Annotated in this window: 8 protein-coding genes and 1 tRNA gene; 4 read left to right on the plus strand and 5 right to left on the minus strand. The window is 73.9% G+C overall.

Features of this window, described 5'->3' with window-relative positions; all coding sequences use genetic code 11:
* Nucleotides 1-93 precede the first annotated feature (93 nt).
* Genes ABGA99_RS21270 through ABGA99_RS21290 form a run of 5 tightly spaced genes read right to left on the minus strand, consistent with a single transcriptional unit; the run spans nt 94 to nt 5901 of the window.
* Complete coding sequence (locus ABGA99_RS21270; RefSeq protein ID WP_347581399.1) at nt 94-1548, minus strand: penicillin-binding transpeptidase domain-containing protein; 1455 nt, start codon at nt 1546-1548, stop codon at nt 94-96.
* Complete coding sequence (locus ABGA99_RS21275) at nt 1545-2954, minus strand: FtsW/RodA/SpoVE family cell cycle protein (RefSeq protein WP_347581400.1); 1410 nt, start codon at nt 2952-2954, stop codon at nt 1545-1547. The genes ABGA99_RS21270 and ABGA99_RS21275 overlap by 4 nt, the downstream gene beginning before the upstream one ends.
* A gap of 22 nt (nt 2955-2976) precedes the next feature.
* Nucleotides 2977-4482 carry a PP2C family serine/threonine-protein phosphatase gene (locus ABGA99_RS21280; RefSeq protein ID WP_347581401.1) on the minus strand — a complete coding sequence of 502 codons (1506 nt, stop codon included), beginning with the start codon at nt 4480-4482 and terminating at the stop codon, nt 2977-2979.
* Nucleotides 4483-4508: 26 nt separating this feature from the next.
* Nucleotides 4509-5015 carry an FHA domain-containing protein gene (locus tag ABGA99_RS21285; RefSeq protein ID WP_347581402.1) on the minus strand — a complete coding sequence of 169 codons (507 nt, stop codon included), beginning with the start codon at nt 5013-5015 and terminating at the stop codon, nt 4509-4511.
* A 10-nt stretch (nt 5016-5025) separates the two neighbouring features.
* The gene (locus ABGA99_RS21290; RefSeq protein ID WP_347581403.1) at nt 5026-5901 is read right to left on the minus strand and encodes a DUF3662 and FHA domain-containing protein; all 876 of its coding nucleotides are present in this window, start codon (nt 5899-5901) and stop codon (nt 5026-5028) included.
* A gap of 375 nt (nt 5902-6276) precedes the next feature.
* On the opposite strand from ABGA99_RS21290, the gene ABGA99_RS21295 reads away from it, so the two are divergent.
* The 4 genes from ABGA99_RS21295 (at nt 6277) to ABGA99_RS21310 (ending at nt 22316) form a co-directional block, all read left to right on the plus strand.
* Nucleotides 6277-6360 (plus strand) — tRNA-Leu (locus ABGA99_RS21295).
* 405 nt (nt 6361-6765) lie between these two features.
* Complete coding sequence (locus ABGA99_RS21300; protein WP_347583212.1) at nt 6766-8058, plus strand: cytochrome P450; 1293 nt, start codon at nt 6766-6768, stop codon at nt 8056-8058.
* A gap of 51 nt (nt 8059-8109) precedes the next feature.
* Nucleotides 8110-9381, plus strand: coding sequence for a cytochrome P450 (locus tag ABGA99_RS21305; RefSeq protein ID WP_347581405.1), 1272 nt, complete (start codon nt 8110-8112; stop codon nt 9379-9381).
* Between the two features lie 134 nt (nt 9382-9515).
* Complete coding sequence (locus tag ABGA99_RS21310; protein ID WP_347583213.1) at nt 9516-22316, plus strand: type I polyketide synthase; 12801 nt, start codon at nt 9516-9518, stop codon at nt 22314-22316.
* Nucleotides 22317-22366 lie beyond the last annotated feature (50 nt).

Here is a 22366-nt window from a genome sequence, read left to right on the forward strand (position 1 = left end):
CGGTCACTTTCCCGGCACACCCCCCGGGGGACACCCCCCGCTGCTCCACTCCTCACCCTCTCGTTCCCCGCCTGCGTCCCGCTTGCGTGCGGCCTACCGCCCCAGTCCGGCTTCCATCACGCTCTTGGCGATCGGCGCCGCGACGCCGCCGCCGGAGATGTCGTCGCGGTTCGCGCTCGCGTCCTCGACCACGACGGCGACGGCGATCTGCTTGCCGCTGTCGGGGTCCTTGGCGTACGAGATGAACCAGGCGTACGGCAGGTCGCGGTTGTCGATGCCGTGCTGCGCGGTACCCGTCTTGCCGCCGACGGTGGCCCCGTCGATCTTGGCGTTGGAGCCCGTGCCCTCGTTGACGACGGTCTCCATCATCTGCTGCATCTTCTGCGCGTTCTCGCCGGACAGCGGCTCGCTGAGCTTCTGCGTCTGCGTCACCTCGATGTCGTTGAGGTTCGGCGCGACCAGCTTCTCGACCATGTACGGCTTCATCAGCTCGCCGTCGTTGGCGACGGCCGAGGCGACCATCGCCATCTGCAGCGGCGTCGCGCGGTTGGACGCCTGGCCGATGCCGCCCATGGCGTTCTGCGGGCGGTCCATCTCCGGGTAGATGCTCTCGGCGGCGCGGACCGGGGTGTCCAGCTCGGCATTGCCGAAGCCGAACTTCTCGGACATGTCGATCATGCCCTCGTTGCCGACCTTGTCGCTGATCATCGCGTAGACCGAGTTGCAGGACCACTGCAGCGCCTCGCGCAGGGTGGCGTCCTCGCACACGCCCGTGACCTCGTTGCCCAGGGTGTTGGTCGACAGCGGCAGCTTGTACGTCTCGGGGGCGCCGGTCGGCTCGTCCATGTCGTACTCGCCGCTCTCCAGCGCCGCCGCGGCCGTGACGACCTTGAACGTCGAGCCGGGCGGGTACGTCTCGCGCAGCGCCCGGTTGAGCATGGGCTTGTCCTTGTCCTTGTTCAGCGCCACCCAGTTCTTCGAGTCCTTGTCGGAGTTGCCCGCGAACGAGGACGGGTCGTAGCTGGGGCTGCTGGCCAGGCCGAGGATCGCGCCGGTCTCCGGGTCGATGGCGGCGACGGCGCCCTTGCGGTCGCCCAGGCCCTCGAACGCGGCCTTCTGCACGCCCGCGTCGAGGGTGGTGACGACGTTGCCGCCCTTCTTGTCCTTGCCGGTGATCATGTCGATCGTGCGGTTGAAGAACAGCCGGTCGTCGTTGCCGGTGAGGATGCCGTCGTTCAGCGCCTCCAACTGGTTGGCGCCGAACGCCTGGGAGGCGTACCCCGTGACGGGGGCCCACAGAGGGCCGTCCTTGTAGGTGCGCTTGTACTGGAAGTCGCTGCCGGACGTCTCGGTCGAGCCGGTGATCGCCTTGTCGCCGACGATGATGTTGCCGCGGGGGTGGGCGTAGCGCTCGATGGCCACGCGCCGGTTGTCCTCGTGGTTGCGCAGTTCGTCGGCCTCGACGAACTGGATCCAGTTGACCCGGACGAGCAGGGCTATCACCAGCAGGCCGCAGAAGACGGCGACGCGGCGGAGCGGCTTGTTCATGTGCGTACCACCTGGGTCATCTCGGCGTCCGGCGAAGGCGCCGGCGCCGGAGCGGGTCTGCGTGCGGTGTCGCTGATGCGCAGCAGGATCGCGATCAGTGCCCAGTTGGCGATGACCGAGGAGCCTCCCTGGGCGAGGAACGGCATCGTCATACCGGTGAGCGGGATGAGCGCGGTGACGCCGCCGGCGACGACGAAGCACTGCAGCGCGAACGCGCCGGAGAGGCCGACCGCGAGCAGCTTGCCGAACGGGTCGCGGGCCGCGAGGGCCGTGCGCATGCCGCGCTCGATGAGGAGCCCGTACAGGACGACGATCGCCATCAGGCCGGTCAGGCCCAGCTCCTCGCCGACGGTGGCGAGGATGTAGTCGCTCTTGGTGGCGATGCCGCCGATCAGGCGGGAGAAGCCCTGGCCGAGACCGGAGCCGAAGAGGCCGCCGGAGCCGAAGGAGTACATCGCCTGGGCGGTCTCGGTCACGCCGTCGTTGACGGGGCTGCGCGCCAGCGGGTTCAGCCAGTTGTCGACGCGGTCGCCGATGTGGCTGTTGAAGGAGGCCACGCTGACCGCGCCGAGCGCGGACAGCAGCAGGCCGAAGACGATCCAGCTCGTGCGCTCCGTGGCCACGTAGAGCATGATCACGAACAGGCCGAAGAAGAGCAGCGAGGTGCCGAGGTCGGTCTCGAAGACCAGGATCATGAGGCTGAGGCCCCAGATCACCAGGATCGGGCCGAGGTCGCGGCCGCGCGGCAGGTACAGGCCCATGAAGCGGCGGCTGGCCAGGGCCAGGGCGTCCCGCTTGACCATGAGGTAGCCGGCGAAGAAGACCGCGATGACGATCTTCGCGAACTCGCCGGGCTGCAGCGAGCCGAGACCCGGGATGCGGATCCAGATGCGGGCGCCGTTCACGTTGGCGCCCAGGCCCGGCACCATCGGCATGATCAGCAGGACCAGCGCCGCGGCCATGGAGATGTACGTGTAACGCTGCAGGACCCGGTGGTCCTTGAGGAAGAGCAGCACGACCACGAAGAGCCCGACGCCGACCGCGGACCACATGAGCTGGCCGGGCGCCATCGGGCCACCGAGCGCGGGCGTGGTCAGCGACGGCTCCTGGTCCAGGCGCCAGATCAGCACCAGGCCCAGGCCGTTGAGGAGGGTGGCGATCGGCAGCAGCAGCGGGTCGGAGTACGGGGCGAACTTCCGTACCACCAGGTGCGCGACGGCGGCCAGACAGCCGAGCCCCGCCGCGTAGCCGAGGACGCCGGCGGGGACGGTGTCCTCCTTCGCCAGACCCACGTTGATGTACGCGAAGACCGGGATCAGCACGGCGAAGACGAGCATCGCCAGTTCTGTGTTGCGCCGACTGGGCGCCGCCACCGAGCTGATGGTGCTGGTGTGGCTGCTGCTCATGGACGGTCCGCCCCCCAACGGGTTATTGCTCCGGGCACTGCCTCGCCAGTTTCTGCTCTTCCTCGGTCAACGAGGCTCCGGGTGCCGGCGACTCGGCCTTGTCGTCCCCCGCCTTGTCTCCGGCGTCGCCCTGCTTGTCGGGGTTCTGCTTCTCCTGCTCCTGCTGCCGCCGCTCCTCCTCCTGCGCGCGGGAGTCGGCGGCCTCGGCCTCCGCGACCGTACGGCAGACGTCGGCCTGCTCCTGCAGGTCGGCCACCTTCGCCTGCGCGTCGCCGAGGCTCTCCTCGGCGATGTTGTCCTCGACGCGCTTCTGCTGGTACCCGGGGAGGAACTTCAGCTCGATGTCCGGGTGGTCCTGGTGGACGGAGGACAGGCTCATCCAGGCGAGCTTCTGGTCGATGCCCTGGTACACGGCGACGTGGTCGTCCTTCGTGCCCACGTAGTACTGCGACTGGGTCCAGTCGTACGCCTTGTAGCCGCCGTACCCCAGCCCGCCGAGGACCACGGCGAGCAGGAGCCCGCGCTTGAGCCACTTGAAGCGGGGCGGGGCCTTGATGAAGTCCTCGTCGTTGTACGACAGCCCGTACGGGTCGCGGCCGTCGTCGGCCGGGCCGAAGCCGCCGGCCTGCGGCGGCGTGGGCCGGCCGAGGCCCGCGGCGCGGGCGGCCGGGGTCTGCATGCCGGCGGTGTCGATCTGGTGCTGGTTCTCGGCGACGGCGCCGACGACCAGGGGGGCGTCGTTGAGCCGGCCGGCCATGGTGTCGTCGTCGGCGGCGTCGAGGACGTCGGCGATGATCACGGTGATGTTGTCCGGGCCGCCGCCGCGCAGCGCCAGCTCGATCAGCTCCTGCACGGTCTCCTGCGGCCCGGCGTAGCCGGCGAGGGTGTTCTCCATCGTCTCGTGGCTGACCACGGACGACAGGCCGTCGGAGCAGACCAGGTAGCGGTCGCCGGCGCGCACCTCGCGGATGGAGAGGTCGGGCTCGACCTGGTCGCCGCTGCCGAGGGCGCGCATCAGCAGCGAGCGCTGCGGATGGGTGGTGGCCTCCTCCTCGGTGATGCGGTTCTCGTCGACGAGCCGCTGCACCCAGGTGTGGTCCTTGGTGATCTGCGTCAGCGCACCGTCGCGCAGCAGGTACGCGCGGGAGTCGCCGACGTGCACCAGGCCGAGCCGCTGGCCCGTCCACAGCAGGGCCGTGAGCGTGGTGCCCATGCCCTCCAGGCGCGGGTCCTCCTCGACCATGCGGCGCAGCCGGTCGTTGGCGTGCTCCACGGTCGTGCCGAGCGCGGTGAGCAGGTCGGATCCGGGGACGTCCTCGTCCAGGGCGACCATGACGGAGATGACCTCGGAGCTGGCGACCTCGCCGGCGGCCTGGCCGCCCATGCCGTCGGCGATGGCGAGCAGCCGGGGACCGGCGTATCCGGAGTCCTCGTTGTGGTCACGGATCATGCCCTCGTGCGACCCGGCGGCGAAGCGCAGAGAGAGGCTCATGCGCACCTCGCCGGTCGGCTCCGGGTACATCCGCATGGTGCCCGCCCTCCGGTCATGGTCTTCTACTTCCGCAGCTCGATGACGGTCTTGCCGATCCGGACCGGTGCGCCGGGCGGGATCGGCACCGGCGAGGTGAGCCGGGACCGGTCGAGGTAGGTGCCGTTGGTGGAACCGAGGTCCTCCACGATCCAGCGCCCGTCACGGTCCGGATAGATCCTGGCATGCCGCGAGGAGGCGTAGTCGTCGTCCAGCACGATTGTGGAATCGTGGGCCCGTCCCAGGGTGATGGTCTGCCCCTGCAGGGTGACGGTGGTGCCGGTGAGCGACCCCTCGGTGACCACGAGTTTGGTCGGGGCCCCGCGCTGGCCCCGGCGCCCGCCGCGGCCGCCCCTGGCGTCCTGCGGCGGCGCCTGCGGCCGCGGCGGCGGGCGGTCCTGGGCGGCCGCCGCCCGCCGGGTGACCCGGGTGCCGAACAGGTCACTGCGGATGACCTGTACGGCGACGATGACGAACAGCCACAGTACGGCGAGGAAACCCAGCCGCATGACCGTCAGGGTCAGCTCTGACATCGGCCCCGCTTCACCCTTCTTGCCGGTAGAGGACGGTGGTGTTGCCCACGCGGATGCGTGAGCCGTCGCGGAGCGTAGCGCGCTGGGTGTGCTGGTCGTCCACCACGATGCCGTTGGTCGACCCGAGATCCTGCACCATCGCGCCGCCGTCGAAGGTACGGATCTCGGCGTGCCGGCGGGAGACGCCGGGGTCGTCGATCCGCACGTCGGCTTCCGTACTGCGCCCGAGGACTAGGGACTGCCTGGTCATCTGGTGGCGTACGCCGTTGATCTCCAGCCAGTGGCGCAGCCGGCGCGCGCCGCCGGGCGGGGCGCCTGCGGGGGCGCCGCCGGGCGGTCCGGGCGGCGGGCCCGCGGGCATCGGCGGCGGCTGGTGCTGCGGCGGCCGGCCGTAGGCGGCGTAGTCGCTCGGCTGCGAGCCGTAGCTGCCGGGCCCCGCGGGGGCGGCGGATCCGGGCGGCGCGGTGGGCGCACCGCCGCCGGGCCGGCCCCGCGCGGGCGCCTGGGAGTGGCTGCCCGCCAGGGTGCGGCTGCGGATCCGGTAGAGCCCCGTGTCGAGGTCCTCGGCCTTCTCCAGGTGCACCTTTATGGGGCCCATGAAGGTGTAGCGCTGCTGCTGGGCGTAGTCGCGGACCATCGCGGCCAGCTCCTCGCCGAGCTGGCCGGAATAGGGAGCGAGCCGGTCGTAGTCGGGGGCGCTCAGCTCCACGATGAAGTCGTTGGGCACGACCGTACGCTCACGGTTCCAGATCGTGGCGTTGTTGTCGCACTCGCGCTGCAGGGCGCCGGCGATCTCCACCGGCTGCACCTCGGACTTGAACACCTTGGCGAAGGTGCCGTTGACGAGACCCTCGAGACGCTGCTCGAAGCGCTTGAGTACTCCCACGGGGCACCTCCTCTCCTACGGGCCTTCCCGCCGGGCCCTCGAACATGCTGCTCGAAACTGCACGCTGATCGTATCCACGCGCGGGGGAATGGACTGGTTCCCGGTCCCCGCCGCCGGTACGCGGTGTCCTCTCTCACACCTGTCTCACACGTGTCCGGCCGACTGTCCGGCCGGCCGTCCGGCCCTGCTCCTCCACCGTCCGCCCAGGCGTCCCCTGGGATGGTACGGGCGGCTCCTCCCAGTGTCCCGCACCACCGGCCCCGAGCGGCCGCGGTGCGGGCAAATCGGAGGTGATTCGGGCCCGAACCGCGTGTTAGGCTTCCTGACGTCAGCACGACGCCGGGGCGGCCTGCGGCCGCGGACGGCACACCCTTTGCGCGGGTGGCGGAATAGGCAGACGCGCTGGATTCAGGTTCCAGTGTCCGAAAGGACGTGGGGGTTCAACTCCCCCCTCGCGCACACAGAGGGCAATATTGTGTTATTGCTCAGGTCGCATGACAGAACCCCTGCTTCGGAGAGATCCGGCGCAGGGGTTCGTTGCTGTGCGTACCGGGCGGCTCTCCCCGGGGCTGCGGAGGGTGCGCTGCGGGCCGCTCGTCCGGTGAGGGCTTCCCGCGCTGGTGGGGCGGTCGGCGGTGGGGTGCGGGGCGGGCGCGGGCGTCGCTCGGGCGCCGGCGCGTACGCCCCGGCGGGTGTCGCTCCCCGTGACGATCCGGGCCGCGAGAGCCCGGTTCCCGGGGGGAACGAGAACGAAACGTAACTGTTTGACAAGCCCAGATGTGATCCCACACACTCGACCTCGATTTCACTGACGACGTCTCAAACGGGGTGGCGGCCGAGGGGGTTGGTCGCGGGAGGAGTGAAATGACGGGGCATCATGGGCAGGATTCCGCCGAGTTGCCGGCGGTCCTGGGGGGCTTCGACCTCACCGATCAGACGCGGTACACCGACGGCTTCCCGCACGAGGTCTTCGCGCGGCTCCGCGAGGAGGCTCCTCTGCTGTGGCACCCGCCGGGGACCACGGTGGACGGCGAGGGATTCTGGGTCGTGTCCAGGCATGCCGATCTGAAGGCCGCCGCGGAGGACCCGGTGTTCTCCTCGAAGGGCGGCGTCGGGCGGGCGGGCGGTGGCACGCACATCGACGACCTGAAGCCCGGGGTGCACGCCGGCGCGCTGATCAACATGCAGGACGACCCGCGGCACCAGATGTTCAAGGACCTGGTCAGCCCGCCCGTCGCCCGGCAGGCCGTCGAGGCGCGGTTACCGGAATGGCGTGAGGTCGCGGCCCGGCTCGTCGGGAAGGCGGTCGCACAGGGCCGGGTGAACTTCCAGCCGGCCGTCACGGCCCCGTACACCATCGAGTGTGTCGGGAAGGTGCTGGGCGCACCCGAGGCGGACATGCCGCAGCTCATCGAGTGGGGTCAGACCCTCGCCGGATTCGAGGAACGCCTCTCCGGCCAGGTCAACCAGACCGCCACCGAGACCCAGTACGCCATGTACGAGTACAGCAAGAAGCTGATCGCGCAGAAGCGCGCGGCGGCCGGCCCGCCCGCGAACGATCTGATGTCCGTGCTGGCGCACGGTGACATCCCCGCGGACCGGGGCGAAGAGCCGCTGTCGGAGTACGAGCGCGAGGCGTTCTTCTGCCTGGTGCTGATCGCCGGCAGCGAGCCGCCGCGCAACGCGCTGGCGACCGGCATCCTGGCCCTGGCCCAGCACCCCGAGCAGTGGCAGGCCCTGCGCGCCGACCGCTCCCTGCTGCCCGGCGCCATCGACGAGATGCTGCGCTGGTCCACCCCCACGCCGTACAACAGGCGGACCGCGCTCCGCGACACCGTCTTCCGCGGCACCGAGATCAAGGCGGGCGAGAAGATCACCTTCTGGTGGGCCTCGGGCAACCGGGACGCCTCCGTCTTCGACGCCCCCACGACCTTCGACATCCGCCGCTCCCCCAACCCGCACCTGGCGTTCGCCCACGGCACGCACTCCTGCCTCGGCGAGCAGCTCGCGCGGATCGAGATGCGCGTGCTGCTGGAAGAGCTGCTCGACCAGGTGGCCGAGATCAGGCTCGAAGGCGACGTGACCTGGGCGCCGAGCAACAAGCACACGGTCATCCTGCGGATGCCCGTCGAGCTCGTGCCGGCCCCTACGGCCTGACGCCCACCCTCGCGTAACGGGACTTCACCATCTAACGGGGAGCAGGAGAGCATGTCGGAAACTTCAGTGAACGAGGAAGGGGCGGGCGCGGCGGAGGAGGCGATAGATCCGGCGATCTTCTCGCAGCTTCTGCCCTTCGACCCCTTCGACCCGGCCTTCCACGCCGACCCCTACGCCGTCTACCGCAAGATCCGCGAGCAGGGTCCCGTGACCCGTACGCCCCTGGGCCTCGTCGTGGTCCCCGGGCACGCCGGGGTCTCCGCGGTGCTGCGTGACAACCGGTTCGGCTGGGGCGACGGCGCCACCGTGGCGGAGCACTTCAGCCAGGCGCCGGACGGCACCACCGTGCGCCCGTTCATCTTCATGGACCCGCCCGACCACACCCGCATCCGCGGCCTGGTCAGCCAGGCGTTCGCCGCGCGCCGCATCGACGCGCTGCGCACCCGCGCCGGCGAGCTGGTCGACGAGCTGATCGAGAAGGCCAGGGCGGAGGCCGGCGACGGTCCCCTCGACCTGATCGACGCGGTCGCCCACCCGCTGCCCGCGATCCTGCTCGGCGAACTGCTCGGTGTCCCGGCGGAGAAGCACGAACGGTTCCGCGCGCTGTCGAACGACATCGCCCACGGCCTCGACCCGAGCATCTTCCTCACGCCTGAGGAGGTCACCCGCCGCGACAGCGCCCGGGCCGAGCTGTACGAGTACTTCGGCCTGCTCGCCGAGGAGCGCCGGGCCGCGCCCACCGGGGACCTGATCAGCGAGCTGGTCGCCGCCGAGGGCACCGACGGCAAGCTCACCGGGCACGAGCTGGTCGTCACGCTCACTCTCCTGCTGTCGGCCGGGTTCGCGCTGACCGTGAACCTCATCGGCAACGGCATGTACGCCCTGCTCCAGCACCCCGAGCAGGTGGCGTGGCTGCGCGAGCACCCGGAGGAGGTGCCCGCCGCCGTCGAGGAGATGCTGCGCTACGACCCGCCCGGGCAGATGATCTCCCGGGTCGCGCTGGAGGACGCCGAGGTCGCGGGCGTCCCGATCGCCGCCGGCGAACAGGTCATGCTGATGATCGGGTCCGCCAGCCGCGACCCCGAGGTCTACGAGGACCCCGACGCGCTGCTGCTGTCGCGCCCCGCGGAACGGAACCTCGGCCTCGGGCTCGGCGTGCACTTCTGCGTCGGCGCGCCCATCGCCCGGCTCGCCGCACAGGTCGCGGTGGCGAAGCTGACCGCGCTGGACCTGGAGCTGGAAACCGCCTCGCCGCCCCGGGCGTCGTACATCATCACGCGCGGACTGCAGGAGCTTCCCGTGCGCGTCGCCTCGGCAGGCTGAACGGACTTTCGGCGCAGGGCACCACGGAGCAGGCGGCGCGTCGGCGCGGCGGTGAGTCAGGTGGGGCACGGAGCGACGACGTCGCGCGCCCGCGGCTCACCCCGCGCAGACCCGCCGGATCGTACGGGGGAGTCATGAGCGAGAGAAGCGGTAAAGCACGTGTGCCGGCCGATCGCCGGATCGCCGTGGTGGGGATGGCCTGCCGTGTTCCCGGGGCGGCGGACCCGGGGGCGTTCTGGCGGCTGCTGCGCGACGGCGTCGACGCCGTCGCGCCGGCTCCCGCCGGACGCGGTCTGCCGGCCGGTGTCCACGGCGGCTTCCTCGACGAGGTCGACCGGTTCGACGCCGCGTTCTTCGGCATGTCACCGCGTGAAGCCGCGGCTGTCGACCCGCAGCAGCGCCTCGCGCTCGAACTGGCCTGGGAGGCGCTGGAGCACGCGGGGGTACGGCCCGGGGAGCTGCGCGGCAGCCGTACCGGCGTGTTCGTCGGCGCGATGACCGACGACTACGCCCGGCTCCAGCACGCCGCGGGTGCCCTCTCCGCGCACAGCACCACCGGCCTGAGCCGCGCGGCCCTCGCCAACCGCCTGTCGCACCTGCTCGGCCTGGCCGGCCCCGGCCTCGCCGTCGACACCGCCCAGTCCTCCGGGCTGGCCGCCGTGCACCTGGCCGTACGGAGCCTCCTGGACGGCGAGTCGGCCCTCGCCCTCGCGGGCGGCGTCCATCTGAACCTCCTCGCCGAGGGGTTCGCCGCCGCCGAACTCTTCGGCGCCCTCTCGCCGGACGCCGCCGACGCCCGCTGCCGCGTCTTCGACGCGCGGGCCAACGGCTACGTACGCGGCGAGGGCGGCGGCATCGTCGTCCTCAAGCCGCTGGCCGACGCCCTCGCCGACGGCGACCCGGTGCACGGCGTCATCCTCGGCAGCGCGCTGGGCAGCGGCACGGGCCGTACGCTGACGGCGCCCGACCCCGCGGCGCAGGAGAGCGTCATCCGGGCCGCGTACCGGGACGCCGGGGTCGACCCGGGCGAGGCGCAGTACGTCGAACTCCACGGCACGGGGACGCCGGTGGGCGACCCCGTCGAGGCGGCGGCCCTGGGCGCCGCGCTGGGGACGGCGCGGCGCGGCGCCGGCGAGGAGCTGGTCGTCGGCTCGGTGAAGACCAACATCGGGCATCTGGAGGGTGCCGCCGGCGCGGTCGGCCTGATCAAGGCGCTGCTGAGCCTGAAGCACCGGGAGCTGCCGCCCAGCCTCCACTTCGAGGAGCCCCACCCGGGGATTCCGCTGGCCGAGCTGAAGCTGAGCGTGCGGACCGCGCCGGGGCCGTGGCCGCGGGCGGCGGACGAACGTCTCGTCGCCGGGGTCAGCTCGTTCGGCATGGGCGGCACCAACTGCCACGTGGTGCTGGCCGACTGGCGCCCGGCGCCCGCGGACGGGCACCGCGCGGGGGACGGCCCGCCCCGCACGCTGCCGTGGCTGGTGTCGGGGCGCAGCGCGGCGGCCCTGCGCGCGCAGGCCGGGGCGCTGACGGAGTACGTCACCGACGCCGGCCCCGACCGGGCCGGACTGCCCGACCTCGCGGGCTCCCTGGCCACCACCCGCTCGGCGTTCGAGCACCGCGCCGTGGTGCTCGGCGGGGACCGCGAGGCCCTGCTGTCGGGCCTGGCCGCGCTCGTGGACGGCCGGGACGCGCCCCATGTGCTGCGCGGCGCGGGCCCCGCGCGGCCGGACGCGCCGGGGCGGCGCCTGGCGTTCCTGTTCTCCGGGCAGGGCAGCCAGCGCGCGGGCATGGGGCGCGCGCTGTACGCCGCGTACCCCGCGTACGCGGAGGCGTTCGACGCCGTGTGCGCCGCACTCGACGCCCACCTCGCCCGGCACGTGCCGGACGCGCCGCCGCTGCGGGACGTCGTCCTGGCCGGGGCGGAGTCCCCGGAAGCGGAGCTGCTGGGGCGCACCGTCTTCACCCAGCCCGCGCTGTTCGCCGTCGAGGTGGCCCTCTGCCGGCTGCTGGAACGCTGGGGCGTCACCCCCGACGTGCTCCTGGGCCACTCCGTCGGCGAGTTGGCGGCGGCGCACGTCGCCGGGGTCCTTGATCTCGCCGACGCCGCCGCCCTCGTCACCGCCCGGGGCGCGCTCATGCAGGCCCTCCCCGCGGACGGGGCCATGGCCGCGATCGAGGCGAGCGAGGCCGAACTGCGGGCCGGCCTCGCCGCGTACGAACGGGAGCCGGGCCGCCGTCTTGCGATCGCCGCGCTCAACGGCCCCGCGGAGACGGTCGTCTCCGGCGACGCCGGCGCCGTACGGGACCTGACCGCCGCCTGGTCCGCGCGCGGCCGCAGGACCACCGCGCTGCGCGTCAGCCACGCCTTCCACTCGCCGCACATGGACGGCATGCTCGACGCCTTCCGCGAGGCCGCGGAAGCCCTCACCTACCGTCCGCCGCGCATCCCGGTCGTCTCCAACCTCACCGGCGCCCCGGCCACGGCCGGGGAACTGTGCGGCCCGGACTACTGGGTACGGCACGTCCGCGAGGCCGTCCGCTTCCTCGACGGCGCGCGCGCCGCAAGCGCCGGCGGGGCGGCGGTGTTCCTGGAGATCGGGCCGGGAGCCGTGCTCAGCGGGCTGACCCGGGACTGCCTGGGGGAGGACGCCGAGGCCCTGGTGCTGCCCACGCTCCGGCGCGACATGGCGGACGACCGGTCCCTCCTCGCCACCCTCGGCGAACTCCACGTGCACGGCGCCGGGATCGGCTGGGACGCGTTCTTCGCCGACGCGGGCACGCGCCGGGTCGAGCTGCCCACCTACCGCTTCCAGCGCAGCCGCCACTGGACCGGGCCGTCGCCGGAGGCGCGGCCCGTGGCGCGGGAACTGCCGGAGCCGCCGGACGTCCCGCCGGCCGAACCGGCCGACGAGCCCGCCCCCGCCGATCTCGCCGGCCTCACCGATCTCGTACGGACCCACACGGCCGCCGCCCTCGGCTACGACTCGGCGGGCGACGTCAGCACCGACACGGCCTTCCGCGACCTCGGCCTCGACTCCTACGGCGCCGCCGACCTGCGCCGGCGCCTCACCGCCGGCACCGGCGTACGCCTCCCGAGCGCCGCCCTGTTCAACCACCCGACGCCCGCGGCGATGGCCGCCTGGCTGCACACCGCACTCGGCGGCGACGAAGCCCGGCCCGAGCCGGACGGCGACCAGGACCCGGCGTCCGGTGACGACGATCCGGTGGTCATCGTCGGCATGGCCTGCCGCTACCCCGGCGGCGTCGGCTCGCCCGCCGAGCTGTGGCGGCTGCTCCGCGAAGAGCGGGACGCCACCGGGGACTTCCCCGCCGACCGCGGCTGGGACCTGGACGGCCTGCACGACCCGGACCCCGACCGCGCGGGCACGTCGTACACCGCGCGGGGCGGCTTCCTGGACGATGTGGCGGGCTTCGACCCCGAGTTCTTCGGGATCTCGCCCCGCGAGGCGCTGGCGATGGACCCGCAGCAGCGGCTCCTGCTGGAGACGAGCTGGGAGGCCCTCGAACACGCGGGCATCGCGGCCGGGCCGCTGCGGGGCAGCCGCACCGGGGTCTTCGTCGGCGCCACGGCGCAGGACTACGGGCCGCGCATGCACGAGGCCGCGGACGGGCTGGAGGGCTACGTGCTCACCGGCACCACCCCGAGCGTCGCCTCGGGCCGGATCGCGTACGTCTTCGGGCTTGAGGGTCCCGCGGTGACGGTGGACACCGCGTGTTCGTCGTCGCTGGTGGCGCTGCATCTGGCCGCGCAGTCGATACGCGCGGGCGAGTGCGCGACGGCGCTGGCGGGCGGGGTGACGGTGCTGTCGACGCCCGGGATGTTCGTGGAGTTCAGCCGGCAGCGCGGGCTGTCGGCGGACGGCCGGTGCAAGTCGTTCGCGGCGGCTGCGGACGGGACGGGCTGGGCCGAGGGCGTCGGCGTGCTGGTGCTGGAGCGGCTGTCGGTGGCGCGGCGGAACGGGCGCCGGCCGCTCGCGGTCGTGCGCGGCACGGCGATCAACCAGGACGGCGCGAGCAACGGACTGACGGCGCCCAACGGGCTGGCGCAGGAACGGGTGATCCGCGCGGCCCTCGCGAGCGCCGGGCTCGCCGAGTCGGACGTGGACGCGGTGGAGGCGCACGGTACGGGTACGGAGCTGGGCGATCCGATCGAGGCGGAGGCGCTGCTGGCGACGTACGGGCGGGGGCGTGCCGCGGAGCGGCCGGTGTGGCTGGGGTCGGTGAAGTCGAACATCGGGCACACGCAGGCGGCGGCGGGCGTGGCGGGGGTCATCAAGATGGTGCAGGCGATGCGGCATGGGGAGTTGCCGCGGACGTTGCACGTGGACGAGCCGACGCCGCACGTGGACTGGGCCGCCGGAGGTGTCTCGCTGCTGACCGAGGCGCGGTCGTGGCCGGAGGCGGAGCGGCCGCGGCGGGCGGCGGTCTCGTCGTTCGGCATCAGCGGCACCAACGCGCACGTGATCCTCGAACAGGCCGAAGAGCGGGGTGCGGAGGAGCATGCCGCGGCGCCCGGGGTGGTCTCGTGGCCGCTGAGCGGCCGTACGGCGGCGGCGCTGCGGGCACAGGCGGACCGCCTGCACGGCTTCGTGGCGGAGCGGCCCGCGCTGCGCGCCGAGGAGGTGGCGGCCGCACTCGTACGCCGCACGCGGTTCGACCGGCGCGCGGTCGTCGTCGGGGCCGGGCGCGCGGAGTTGCTGACCGGGCTGGAGGCGCTGGCATCGGGTGTGCCGCACGACGGTGTGGTGCAGGGGAGCGCCGTGCCGGGGAAGACGGTGTTCGTGTACCCGGGGCAGGGGTCGCAGTGGGTGCGGATGGGCGCCCGGCTGCTGGAGGAGTCCCCGGTCTTCGCCGAGGCCCTCGGCGAGTGCGCCCAAGCCCTTGCTCCGTACACGGACTTCGACCTGCTCAAGGTGCTCACCAGCGACGACCCCGAAGTGCTGGAGCCGGTGGAGGTGGTGCAGCCCGCGCTGTGGGCGGTGATGGTGGCGTTGACGCGGTGGTGGGAGCACCACGGCGTGCGTCCGGATGCGGTGATCGGCCATTCGCAGGGCGAGATCGCCGCCGCGCATGTGGCGGGTGCGTTGAGCTTGGACGACGCGGCCCGGGTGGTCGCCCTGCGGTCGCGGGCGTTGACGGCCCTTGCCGGTACGGGCGGGATGCTCTCGGTCGCGCTGGACGAGACCGGTGCGGAGGGGCTGCTGAAGAACTGCGGTGTTGCCGGGGAGGTGTCGGTCGCGGCGTTCAACGGGCCCGCGGCGGTGGTCGTCGCGGGACCGGTGGCGGCGCTGGACGCGGTGCAGGAGCACTGTGCCGCCCACGACATCCGGCACCGGCGGGTTCCGGTGACGTACGCCTCGCACACTGCGCTGGTCCTGCCGCTGGAAGCGGACCTGGAGCAGCGGCTGTCGGGTATCCGGCCGCGAGCGGCGCGTATCCCGTTCTACTCCACCGTCACCGGCGGGGCCATGGACACGACCGCGCTGACCGCCGGCTACTGGTTCACCAATCTGCGTTCGCCCGTCCGCTTCCACCAGACCGTGCAGGCGCTGCTGGCCGACGGCTACGGGCACTTCCTCGAACCCAGCCCCCACCCCGGCCTGCTCACCGCCATCGAGGAAACGGTCGACGCGGCCGACGCCGAAGCCGTCACCCACGCCACCCTCCACCGCGACGACGACACCCCCCACCGCCTCGCCGTGGCGCTCGCCCACACCGAGGCCCACGGCCTGCCCGTCACCGTGGGCACCACCGCCCCGCCCGCCGACCTCCCCACCTACCCCTTCCAGCACCAGCGCCTCTGGCTTTCCCCCACCGTCGCCGCGTCCGCCGGGACCGACGGCCACCACCTCTTCCTCGACGCCCCCGTCTCTCTCGCCACCTCGGGCGGCGTGCTGTTCACCGCGGAGGTCTCGCTCGCCACGCACCCCTGGCTCGCCGATCATGCCGTGGCCGGCACCGTTCTCCTGCCCGGCACCGCGCTGGTGGAGCTGGCGCTGCACGCGGCCGACCAGGTCGGATGCGATCAGGTCGACGAGCTGACCCTGTCGGCGCCCCTGCTCCTCCCGGCCACCGGAGCGGTACGCCTCCAGGTCACCGTGGCCGCTCCGGATGCCGAGGGCCGGCGGACGTTCGGCGTCCACGCCCGCCCGGCCGCCGACGACGAAGCGCCGTGGACCCCGCACGCCGAGGGCGTGCTGTCCCGTACCGCCGCCGCTCCGCCCGCGGCCGTCCTGCCCTGGCCGCCCCCCGCCACCGCCGTCCCCGTCGACCTCTCCGACGGCTACCCGCGGCTCGGCGCCCGCGGCTACGACTACGGGCCCGTCTTCCAGGGCCTGCGGCGGCTGTGGCACGACGACCGCGGCGACGCGACCTTCGCCGAAGTGGCCCTGCCCGACGAGGCGACCGCCGACGCCGACCGCTCCCGCGTGCATCCGGCGCTGCTGGACGCCGCCTTGCACGCGGTGCTCCTCGGTGCGCCGTCCGACCGTACGCTGCTGCCCTTCTCCTGGTCGGGCGTACGCCTCCACGCGACCCGCGCGACCTCCCTGCGCGTACGCGCCTCCCGCCTCGGCGACGACGCCGTCGCCCTGGTCATGACCGACCCGGCCGGCGACCCCGTCGTCACGGTGGACCGGCTGTCCCTGCGGCCGGTGGCGGCGGAGCGGCTGCGCGACGCGGTCGGCGCGCGGCAGGACGGGCTGTACCGGGTGGCGTGGCAGCCGCTGCCGCACGGGCAGGACCGGGCAGAGCACGTCGAGCTCGCCGACCTCGCCGACCTGGCCGTCCTGCCCGTCCCGGTCCCGGAGTTCGCGGTGGTCCGGCCGCCCGCCGCCGCCCCTGAGGCCACCGGGATACGCGCCTCGGTGGCCCGGGCGCTGGAGCTGGTGCAGGGGTGGCTCGGCGACGAGCGGTTCGACGGCGCGCGGCTGGTCTTCGTGACCGGCGGGGCGGTGGCGGTCGAGCCCGGCGACCGGGTGGACGACCTCGGGGGCGCCGCGCTGTGGGGGCTGCTGCGCTCCGCCGCGTCGGAGTTCCCGGACCGGTTCGTGGTCGTGGACACCGACGACGACCCCGCCTCCGTGGCCGCGCTGCCCGCGGCGCTCGCCACCCGCGAGCCGCAACTCGCCCTCCGCGCCGGGCGCCTGACCGTCCCCCGCCTCGCCCGCCACACCCCCGCCGACCCCGGGGCCTCGCCCTTCGGGCCCGACGGCACCGTCCTCGTCACGGGCGGCACCGGCACCCTCGGCGCGCTGCTGGCGCGCCACCTGGTCACCCGCCACGGCGTACGCCACCTCCGGCTCGTCTCCCGCCGGGGACCCCGCGCGCCGCACGCCGACGCGCTGCGCGAGGAACTGACCGCCCTCGGCGCCACCGTCACCGTCACGGCCTGCGACCTCACCGATCCCGACGCCACACGCGAGCTGATCGACGCCACCGCCGCGGTGGGCCCGCTGACGGCCGTCGTCCACGCCGCCGGGGTGCTCGACGACGCCCTGATCACCAACCTCACCCCGGAGCGGCTGGACGCCGTCCTGGCGGCGAAGGTCGACTCCGCGCTCGCGCTCGACCGCGCCACCGCCCACCTGCCGGAACCCCCGGCGCTCGTCCTCTTCTCCTCCACCACCGCCACGCTCGGCACCCCCGGCCAGGCGAACTACGCCGCCGCCAACGCCTTCCTCGACGCGCTGGCCCACCGCCGGCCGCGTACCCGCTCGATCGGCTGGGGACTGTGGGCGGAAGCCAGCGGCATGACCCGGCACCTCGGCGACGCCGAGATCCGGCGCATGGCCCGGCACGGGGTCGCGCCGCTCGGCACCGACCACGCGCTCGCCCTCTTCGACGCGGCCACGCGCACCGCGGCCGGCGGGGAGCCGCCGCACCTGGTCGCCGCCCGCCTCGGCCTCCGCGCGTTCGGCGACGGCGGCGGAGCCGTACCGGCCGTGCTGCGGAACCTCGTCCGGCTGCCCGCCCGCCGGTCCGCCGCCGCTGCGGCGGAGGACACCCCCGCCGCGCGCTGGGCGGGCATGGCGCCGGCCGAGCGGGAGCGTGCGGCGCTGCTGCTCGTACGGGAACAGGCGGCGAGCGTGCTCGGGCACGACTCCGCGGAGCCGATCGAGCCCGGCCAGACGTTCAAGAGCCTCGGCTTCGACTCGCTGACGGCCGTCCAACTGCGCAACCGCCTCGCCGACGTGGTCGGCCGGCGCCTGCCGACGACCCTCGCCTTCGACTACCCGACGCCGCACGCCCTCACCGCCTTCCTGCTCGGCGAGGACGCCGCGGGCACGGACTCCGCCGCCGCGCGGCGGCCGGGCGGCGGAGCGGCGGATGGCGCGGACGACCCCGTCGTCATCGTGGGCATGGCCTGCCGCTACCCCGGCGGCGTCGCCTCGCCCGAGGACCTGTGGCGGCTGGTGACCGAAGGGCGGGAGGGCCTGGGCCCGTTCCCCACCGACCGGGGCTGGGATCTCGACGGGCTGTTCCACCCCGACCCGGACCGGTCGGGCACCTCGCACACGCGGGCGGGGCACTTCCTCTACCGGGCCGGGGACTTCGACCCCGAACCCTTCGGGCTGTCGCGCCGCGAGGCGCTGGCGATGGATCCGCAGCAGCGGCTGCTGCTGGAGACGAGCTGGGAGGCGTTCGAGCGGGCGGGCATCGACCGGTCCGCGCTGCGGGGCAGCCGCACCGGCGTGTTCACGGGGCTGATGTACCACGACTACGCGGTGGGCGTGGACGCGGGCGCCGAGGGCGTCGAGGGGCATGTGCTGACCGGGACCCAGGCGAGCGTGGCGTCGGGCCGGGTGTCGTACGCGTTCGGGCTGGAGGGTCCTGCGGTGACGGTGGACACGGCGTGTTCGTCGTCGCTGGTGGCGCTGCACTTGGCGGCGCAGTCGCTGCGTACGGGTGAGTGCGAGATGGCGCTCGCGGGTGGTGTCACCGTGATGGCGAGTCCGGGGACGTTCGTGGAGTTCAGCCGGCAGCGCGGGCTCTCCGAGGACGGCCGGTGCAAGTCGTTCGCGGCGGGTGCGGACGGCACGGGCTGGGCCGAGGGGGTCGGTGTGCTGGTGCTGGAGCGGTTGTCGGCGGCGCGGCGGAACGGGCACCGGGTGCTGGCGGTGGTGCGTGGTTCGGCGGTGAACCAGGACGGTGCGAGCAACGGGTTGACGGCGCCCAACGGTCCTTCGCAGCAGCGGGTGATCCGTGCGGCGCTGGACAGCGCCGGGCTGGGTGCCGCTGATGTCGATGCCGTGGAGGCGCACGGTACGGGCACCACGCTGGGCGATCCGATCGAGGCGGAGGCGCTGCTGGCGACGTACGGCCGGGGGCGTGCCGCGGAGCGGCCGGTGTGGCTGGGGTCGGTGAAGTCGAACATCGGGCACACGCAGGCGGCGGCGGGGGTCGCGGGGATCATCAAGATGGTGCAGGCGATGCGGCATGGGGAGTTGCCGCGGACGTTGCACGTGGACGAGCCGACGCCGCACGTGGACTGGGAGTCGGGCGCGGTACGGCTGCTGACCGAGGCGCGGTCGTGGCCGGAGGTGGACCGGCCGCGGCGGGCGGCGGTCTCGTCGTTCGGGGTGAGCGGCACGAACGCCCACGTGATCCTCGAACAGGCCGAGCCGGAGCCCGAACCCCCGGCCGCGGCACCCGCCGGACCCGTGGGCGCGCCGCTCTCCGCCCAGGGAGCCGACGCCCTGCGCGCGTACGCCGGGACGCTGCACGGATATCTGGCGGAGCGCCCCGGGCTGCGGCCCGAAGCCGTCGCGGCGGCGCTGCGGACGCGGGCGCGGCTGACGCGGCACGCGGTGGTCGTCGGGGAGGACCGGCAGGAACTGCTGGCGGGGCTGGCGGCGTTGGCGGACGGCGTGCCGCATCCGGGCGTGGTGACCGGGCGAGAGGTGTCCGGCGGGACGGTGTTCGTCTACCCCGGGCAGGGGTCGCAGTGGGTGCGGATGGGTGCCCGGCTGCTGGAGGAGTCCCCGGTCTTCGCCGAGGCCCTCGCGGAGTGCGGCGAAGCTCTGGCCCCGTACAGCGACTTCGATCTTCTCGACGTGCTCACCGGCGATGATCCCGCGGTGCTGGAGCCGGTGGAGGTGGTGCAGCCGGCGCTGTGGGCGGTGATGGTGGCGTTGACGCGGTGGTGGGAGCACCACGGCGTGCGTCCGGATGCGGTGATCGGGCATTCGCAGGGCGAGATCGCCGCCGCGCATGTGGCGGGTGCGTTGAGCTTGGCGGACGCGGCGCGGGTGGTCGCGCTGCGGTCGCGGGCGTTGACGGCCCTGGCCGGTACGGGCGGGATGCTGTCCGTCGCGCTGGACGAGGCCGGTGCGGAGGGGCTGCTGAAGAACTGCGGTGTTGCCGGGGAGGTGTCGGTCGCGGCGTTCAACGGGCCCGCGGCGGTGGTCGTCGCGGGCCCGGTGGCGGCGCTGGACACGGTGCAGGAGCACTGCGCCCGCCACGACATCCGCCACCGCCGCATCCCCGTCACGTACGCCTCGCACACCCCCCTCGTCCAACCCCTCGAAGCGGACCTTAAGGCGCGGCTGTCGGGGATCCAGCCCAGGGCCGCCGACATCCCCTTCTACTCCACCGTCACCGCCGGGCCCGTCGACACCACCACCCTCACCGCCGGCTACTGGTTCACCAATCTGCGCTCCCCGGTGCGCTTCCACCAGACCGTCCAGGCACTCCTCGCCGACGGCTACGGCCACTTCCTCGAACCCAGCCCCCACCCCGGCCTGCTCACCGCCGTCGAAGACACCATCGACCAGGCCGACGCCGAAGCCGTCACCCACGCCACCCTCCACCGCGACGACGACACCCCCCACCGCCTCGCCCTCGCACGCGCCCACACCCACGCCCACGGCCTGTCGGCCACCCTCGGCACCACCGCCCCGCCCGCCGACCTCCCCACCTACCCCTTCCAGCACCAACACCTCTGGCTCTCCCCGCCCCGGGCCGCCGAATCGACCCACGACACCCTCAACACCTGGCGCTACACCGTCACCTGGCGCCCCCACACACCCCCCGCCGCCCCGCCCGCGCTCACCGGCACCTGGCTTCTTCTCCCCCCACCCGGTACGCCCGCGCCCGCCGCCCTGGTCGCCGCCCTCGAAGCCGCCGGCGCCGCCGTCACCACCGACCCCGGCCACCCCGACCCGGCCGGCATCCTCAACCTCGATCCCGACCCCACCGCCACCCTCACCCGCCTCCACGAGCGGCAGCGGCACCCCGCCGTCCCTCTGTGGACCGTGACCACCCATGCCGTACGGACCTCCCCCCACGACCCGCCCCCCGACCCCGAGCACGCCCAGACCTGGGGGCTCGGGCGGGTCGCCGCGCTGGAGTACGTCCGGCACTTCGCCGGTCTCATCGACCTCCCCGCCGACCCCGGGCCCCACCACTACACCCGCCTCGTCCAGCACCTCGCCGGCCGGGACCTGCCCGGCCACGAACCCCACCTCGCCATCCGCGACCACGGCGGCCACACCCCCCGCCTGACCCGCGCCCCGCACAATGCGCCGCCGCCCGGCGCCGGTTACCGCCCCCGCCACGCCACCCTCGTCACCGGCGGAACCGGCGCCCTCGGCCCGCACATCGCGCGGTGGCTGGTCGCCGCGGGCGCCGAACACCTCGTCCTCGTCAGCCGCCGCGGCGAGGCGGCCGCCGGCGTCGCGGAGCTGGTGGCCGAGATCGAGGAGCAGGGCGCCGGGGTCACCGTCGCCGCCTGCGACGTCGCCGACCGGGACGCGGTCGCCGACCTCGTACGCCGCCTGGACGCGGACGGCTGCCGGATCGGCACCGTGATCCACGCGGCGGCGGCGATGCGGCTCAACTCGCTGGACGCGCTGACCGTCGAGGAGTTCCACGAGGTCGTCGAGGCCAAGGTCGCGGGCGCGCGGCATCTGGACGAGCTGCTGGCGCATCACCCGGTGGAGGCGTTCGTGCTCTTCTCCTCCATCGCCGGCGTGTGGGGCAGCGGCGACCACGGGGCGTACGCCGCGGCCAACGCCTGGCTGGACGCGTTCGCCGAGCAGCGCCGCGCGCGCGGGCTGCCCGCCACCTCCGTGGCCTGGGGGGTGTGGGGCAGCGACACGCTGCCGGACGCGGTCGATCCGGCATTCCTGCGCAAGCAGGGGCTGCCGCTGCTCGACCCGGAGACGGCGCTCGCCGGACTCCGGCAGGCGCTCGACCACGACGAGACGTTCGTGGCCCTCGCGGACGTCGACTGGGAACGGTTCCTGCCCGTCTTCACCTCCGCCCGGCCCAGCCCGCTGCTCGCGGAGATCGCCGCAGAACTGCGGCCGCCGCCGGAGCAGGCGGCGGCCGGGCCCGTACGCGAAGGGTCGCCGCTCGCGCAGCGGCTGGCCGGACTGGCGCCGGAGGAGCGCGAGAAGGAGCTACTGGCCGTCGTCCACGGCTGCCTCGCCGCGGTCCTCGGCGGGCGGCCCGGTGCCGCGGACCCGGCGGACCTCACCGACAAGACCCCGTTCCGGCAGCGCGGCATGGACTCCCTGCTGGCCGTGGAGCTGCGCAACCGGCTCGGCGAGGCGACCGGTCTGCGGCTGCCCGCCACCCTGGTCTTCGAGCACCCCCACCCGCTCGCCGTCGCCCGCTTCCTCGGCGGGGAACTCGCCGGAGAACTCGCCGACGAGCCGCCCGCCGCCGCCGTACGCGCCGAACTCGCCCGCCTGGAGGCCGCGGTCACGGCGCACGGGGTGGGCGCCCAGGAACGTACGGAGATCGCCGCCCGCCTGCGGACCCTGCTGGCCGGCCTCGACACCCAGGGCACGGCACCCGCGGCGGACGCCGACGAGGCGGACGGCCCGGAGGCGGCGGACGACGATCTCGATCTCGTCAGCGACGAGGACATGTTCGACCTCATCGACCGCGAATTCCGCGACGGCTGAGGCGTGAGACCCATGCCGACCGCCGTATCCACCGCCGGACCGCCGCACGA

Origin of the sequence: Streptomyces sp. B5E4, assembly GCF_039871555.1 — a bacterium.
Classification (GTDB): Bacteria; Actinomycetota; Actinomycetes; order Streptomycetales; family Streptomycetaceae; genus Streptomyces.

Coding starts and splice junctions, on each gene's coding strand:
- ABGA99_RS21270 (WP_347581399.1), bottom strand. CDS start 1,548: ATGAACAAGCCGCTCCGCCGCGTCGCCGTCTTCTGCGGCCTGCTGGTG.
- ABGA99_RS21305 (WP_347581405.1), top strand. CDS start 8,110: ATGTCGGAAACTTCAGTGAACGAGGAAGGGGCGGGCGCGGCGGAGGAG.
- ABGA99_RS21280 (WP_347581401.1), bottom strand. CDS start 4,482: ATGCGGATGTACCCGGAGCCGACCGGCGAGGTGCGCATGAGCCTCTCT.
- ABGA99_RS21300 (WP_347583212.1), top strand. CDS start 6,766: ATGACGGGGCATCATGGGCAGGATTCCGCCGAGTTGCCGGCGGTCCTG.
- ABGA99_RS21310 (WP_347583213.1), top strand. CDS start 9,516: ATGAGCGAGAGAAGCGGTAAAGCACGTGTGCCGGCCGATCGCCGGATC.
- ABGA99_RS21275 (WP_347581400.1), bottom strand. CDS start 2,954: ATGAGCAGCAGCCACACCAGCACCATCAGCTCGGTGGCGGCGCCCAGT.
- ABGA99_RS21285 (WP_347581402.1), bottom strand. CDS start 5,015: ATGTCAGAGCTGACCCTGACGGTCATGCGGCTGGGTTTCCTCGCCGTA.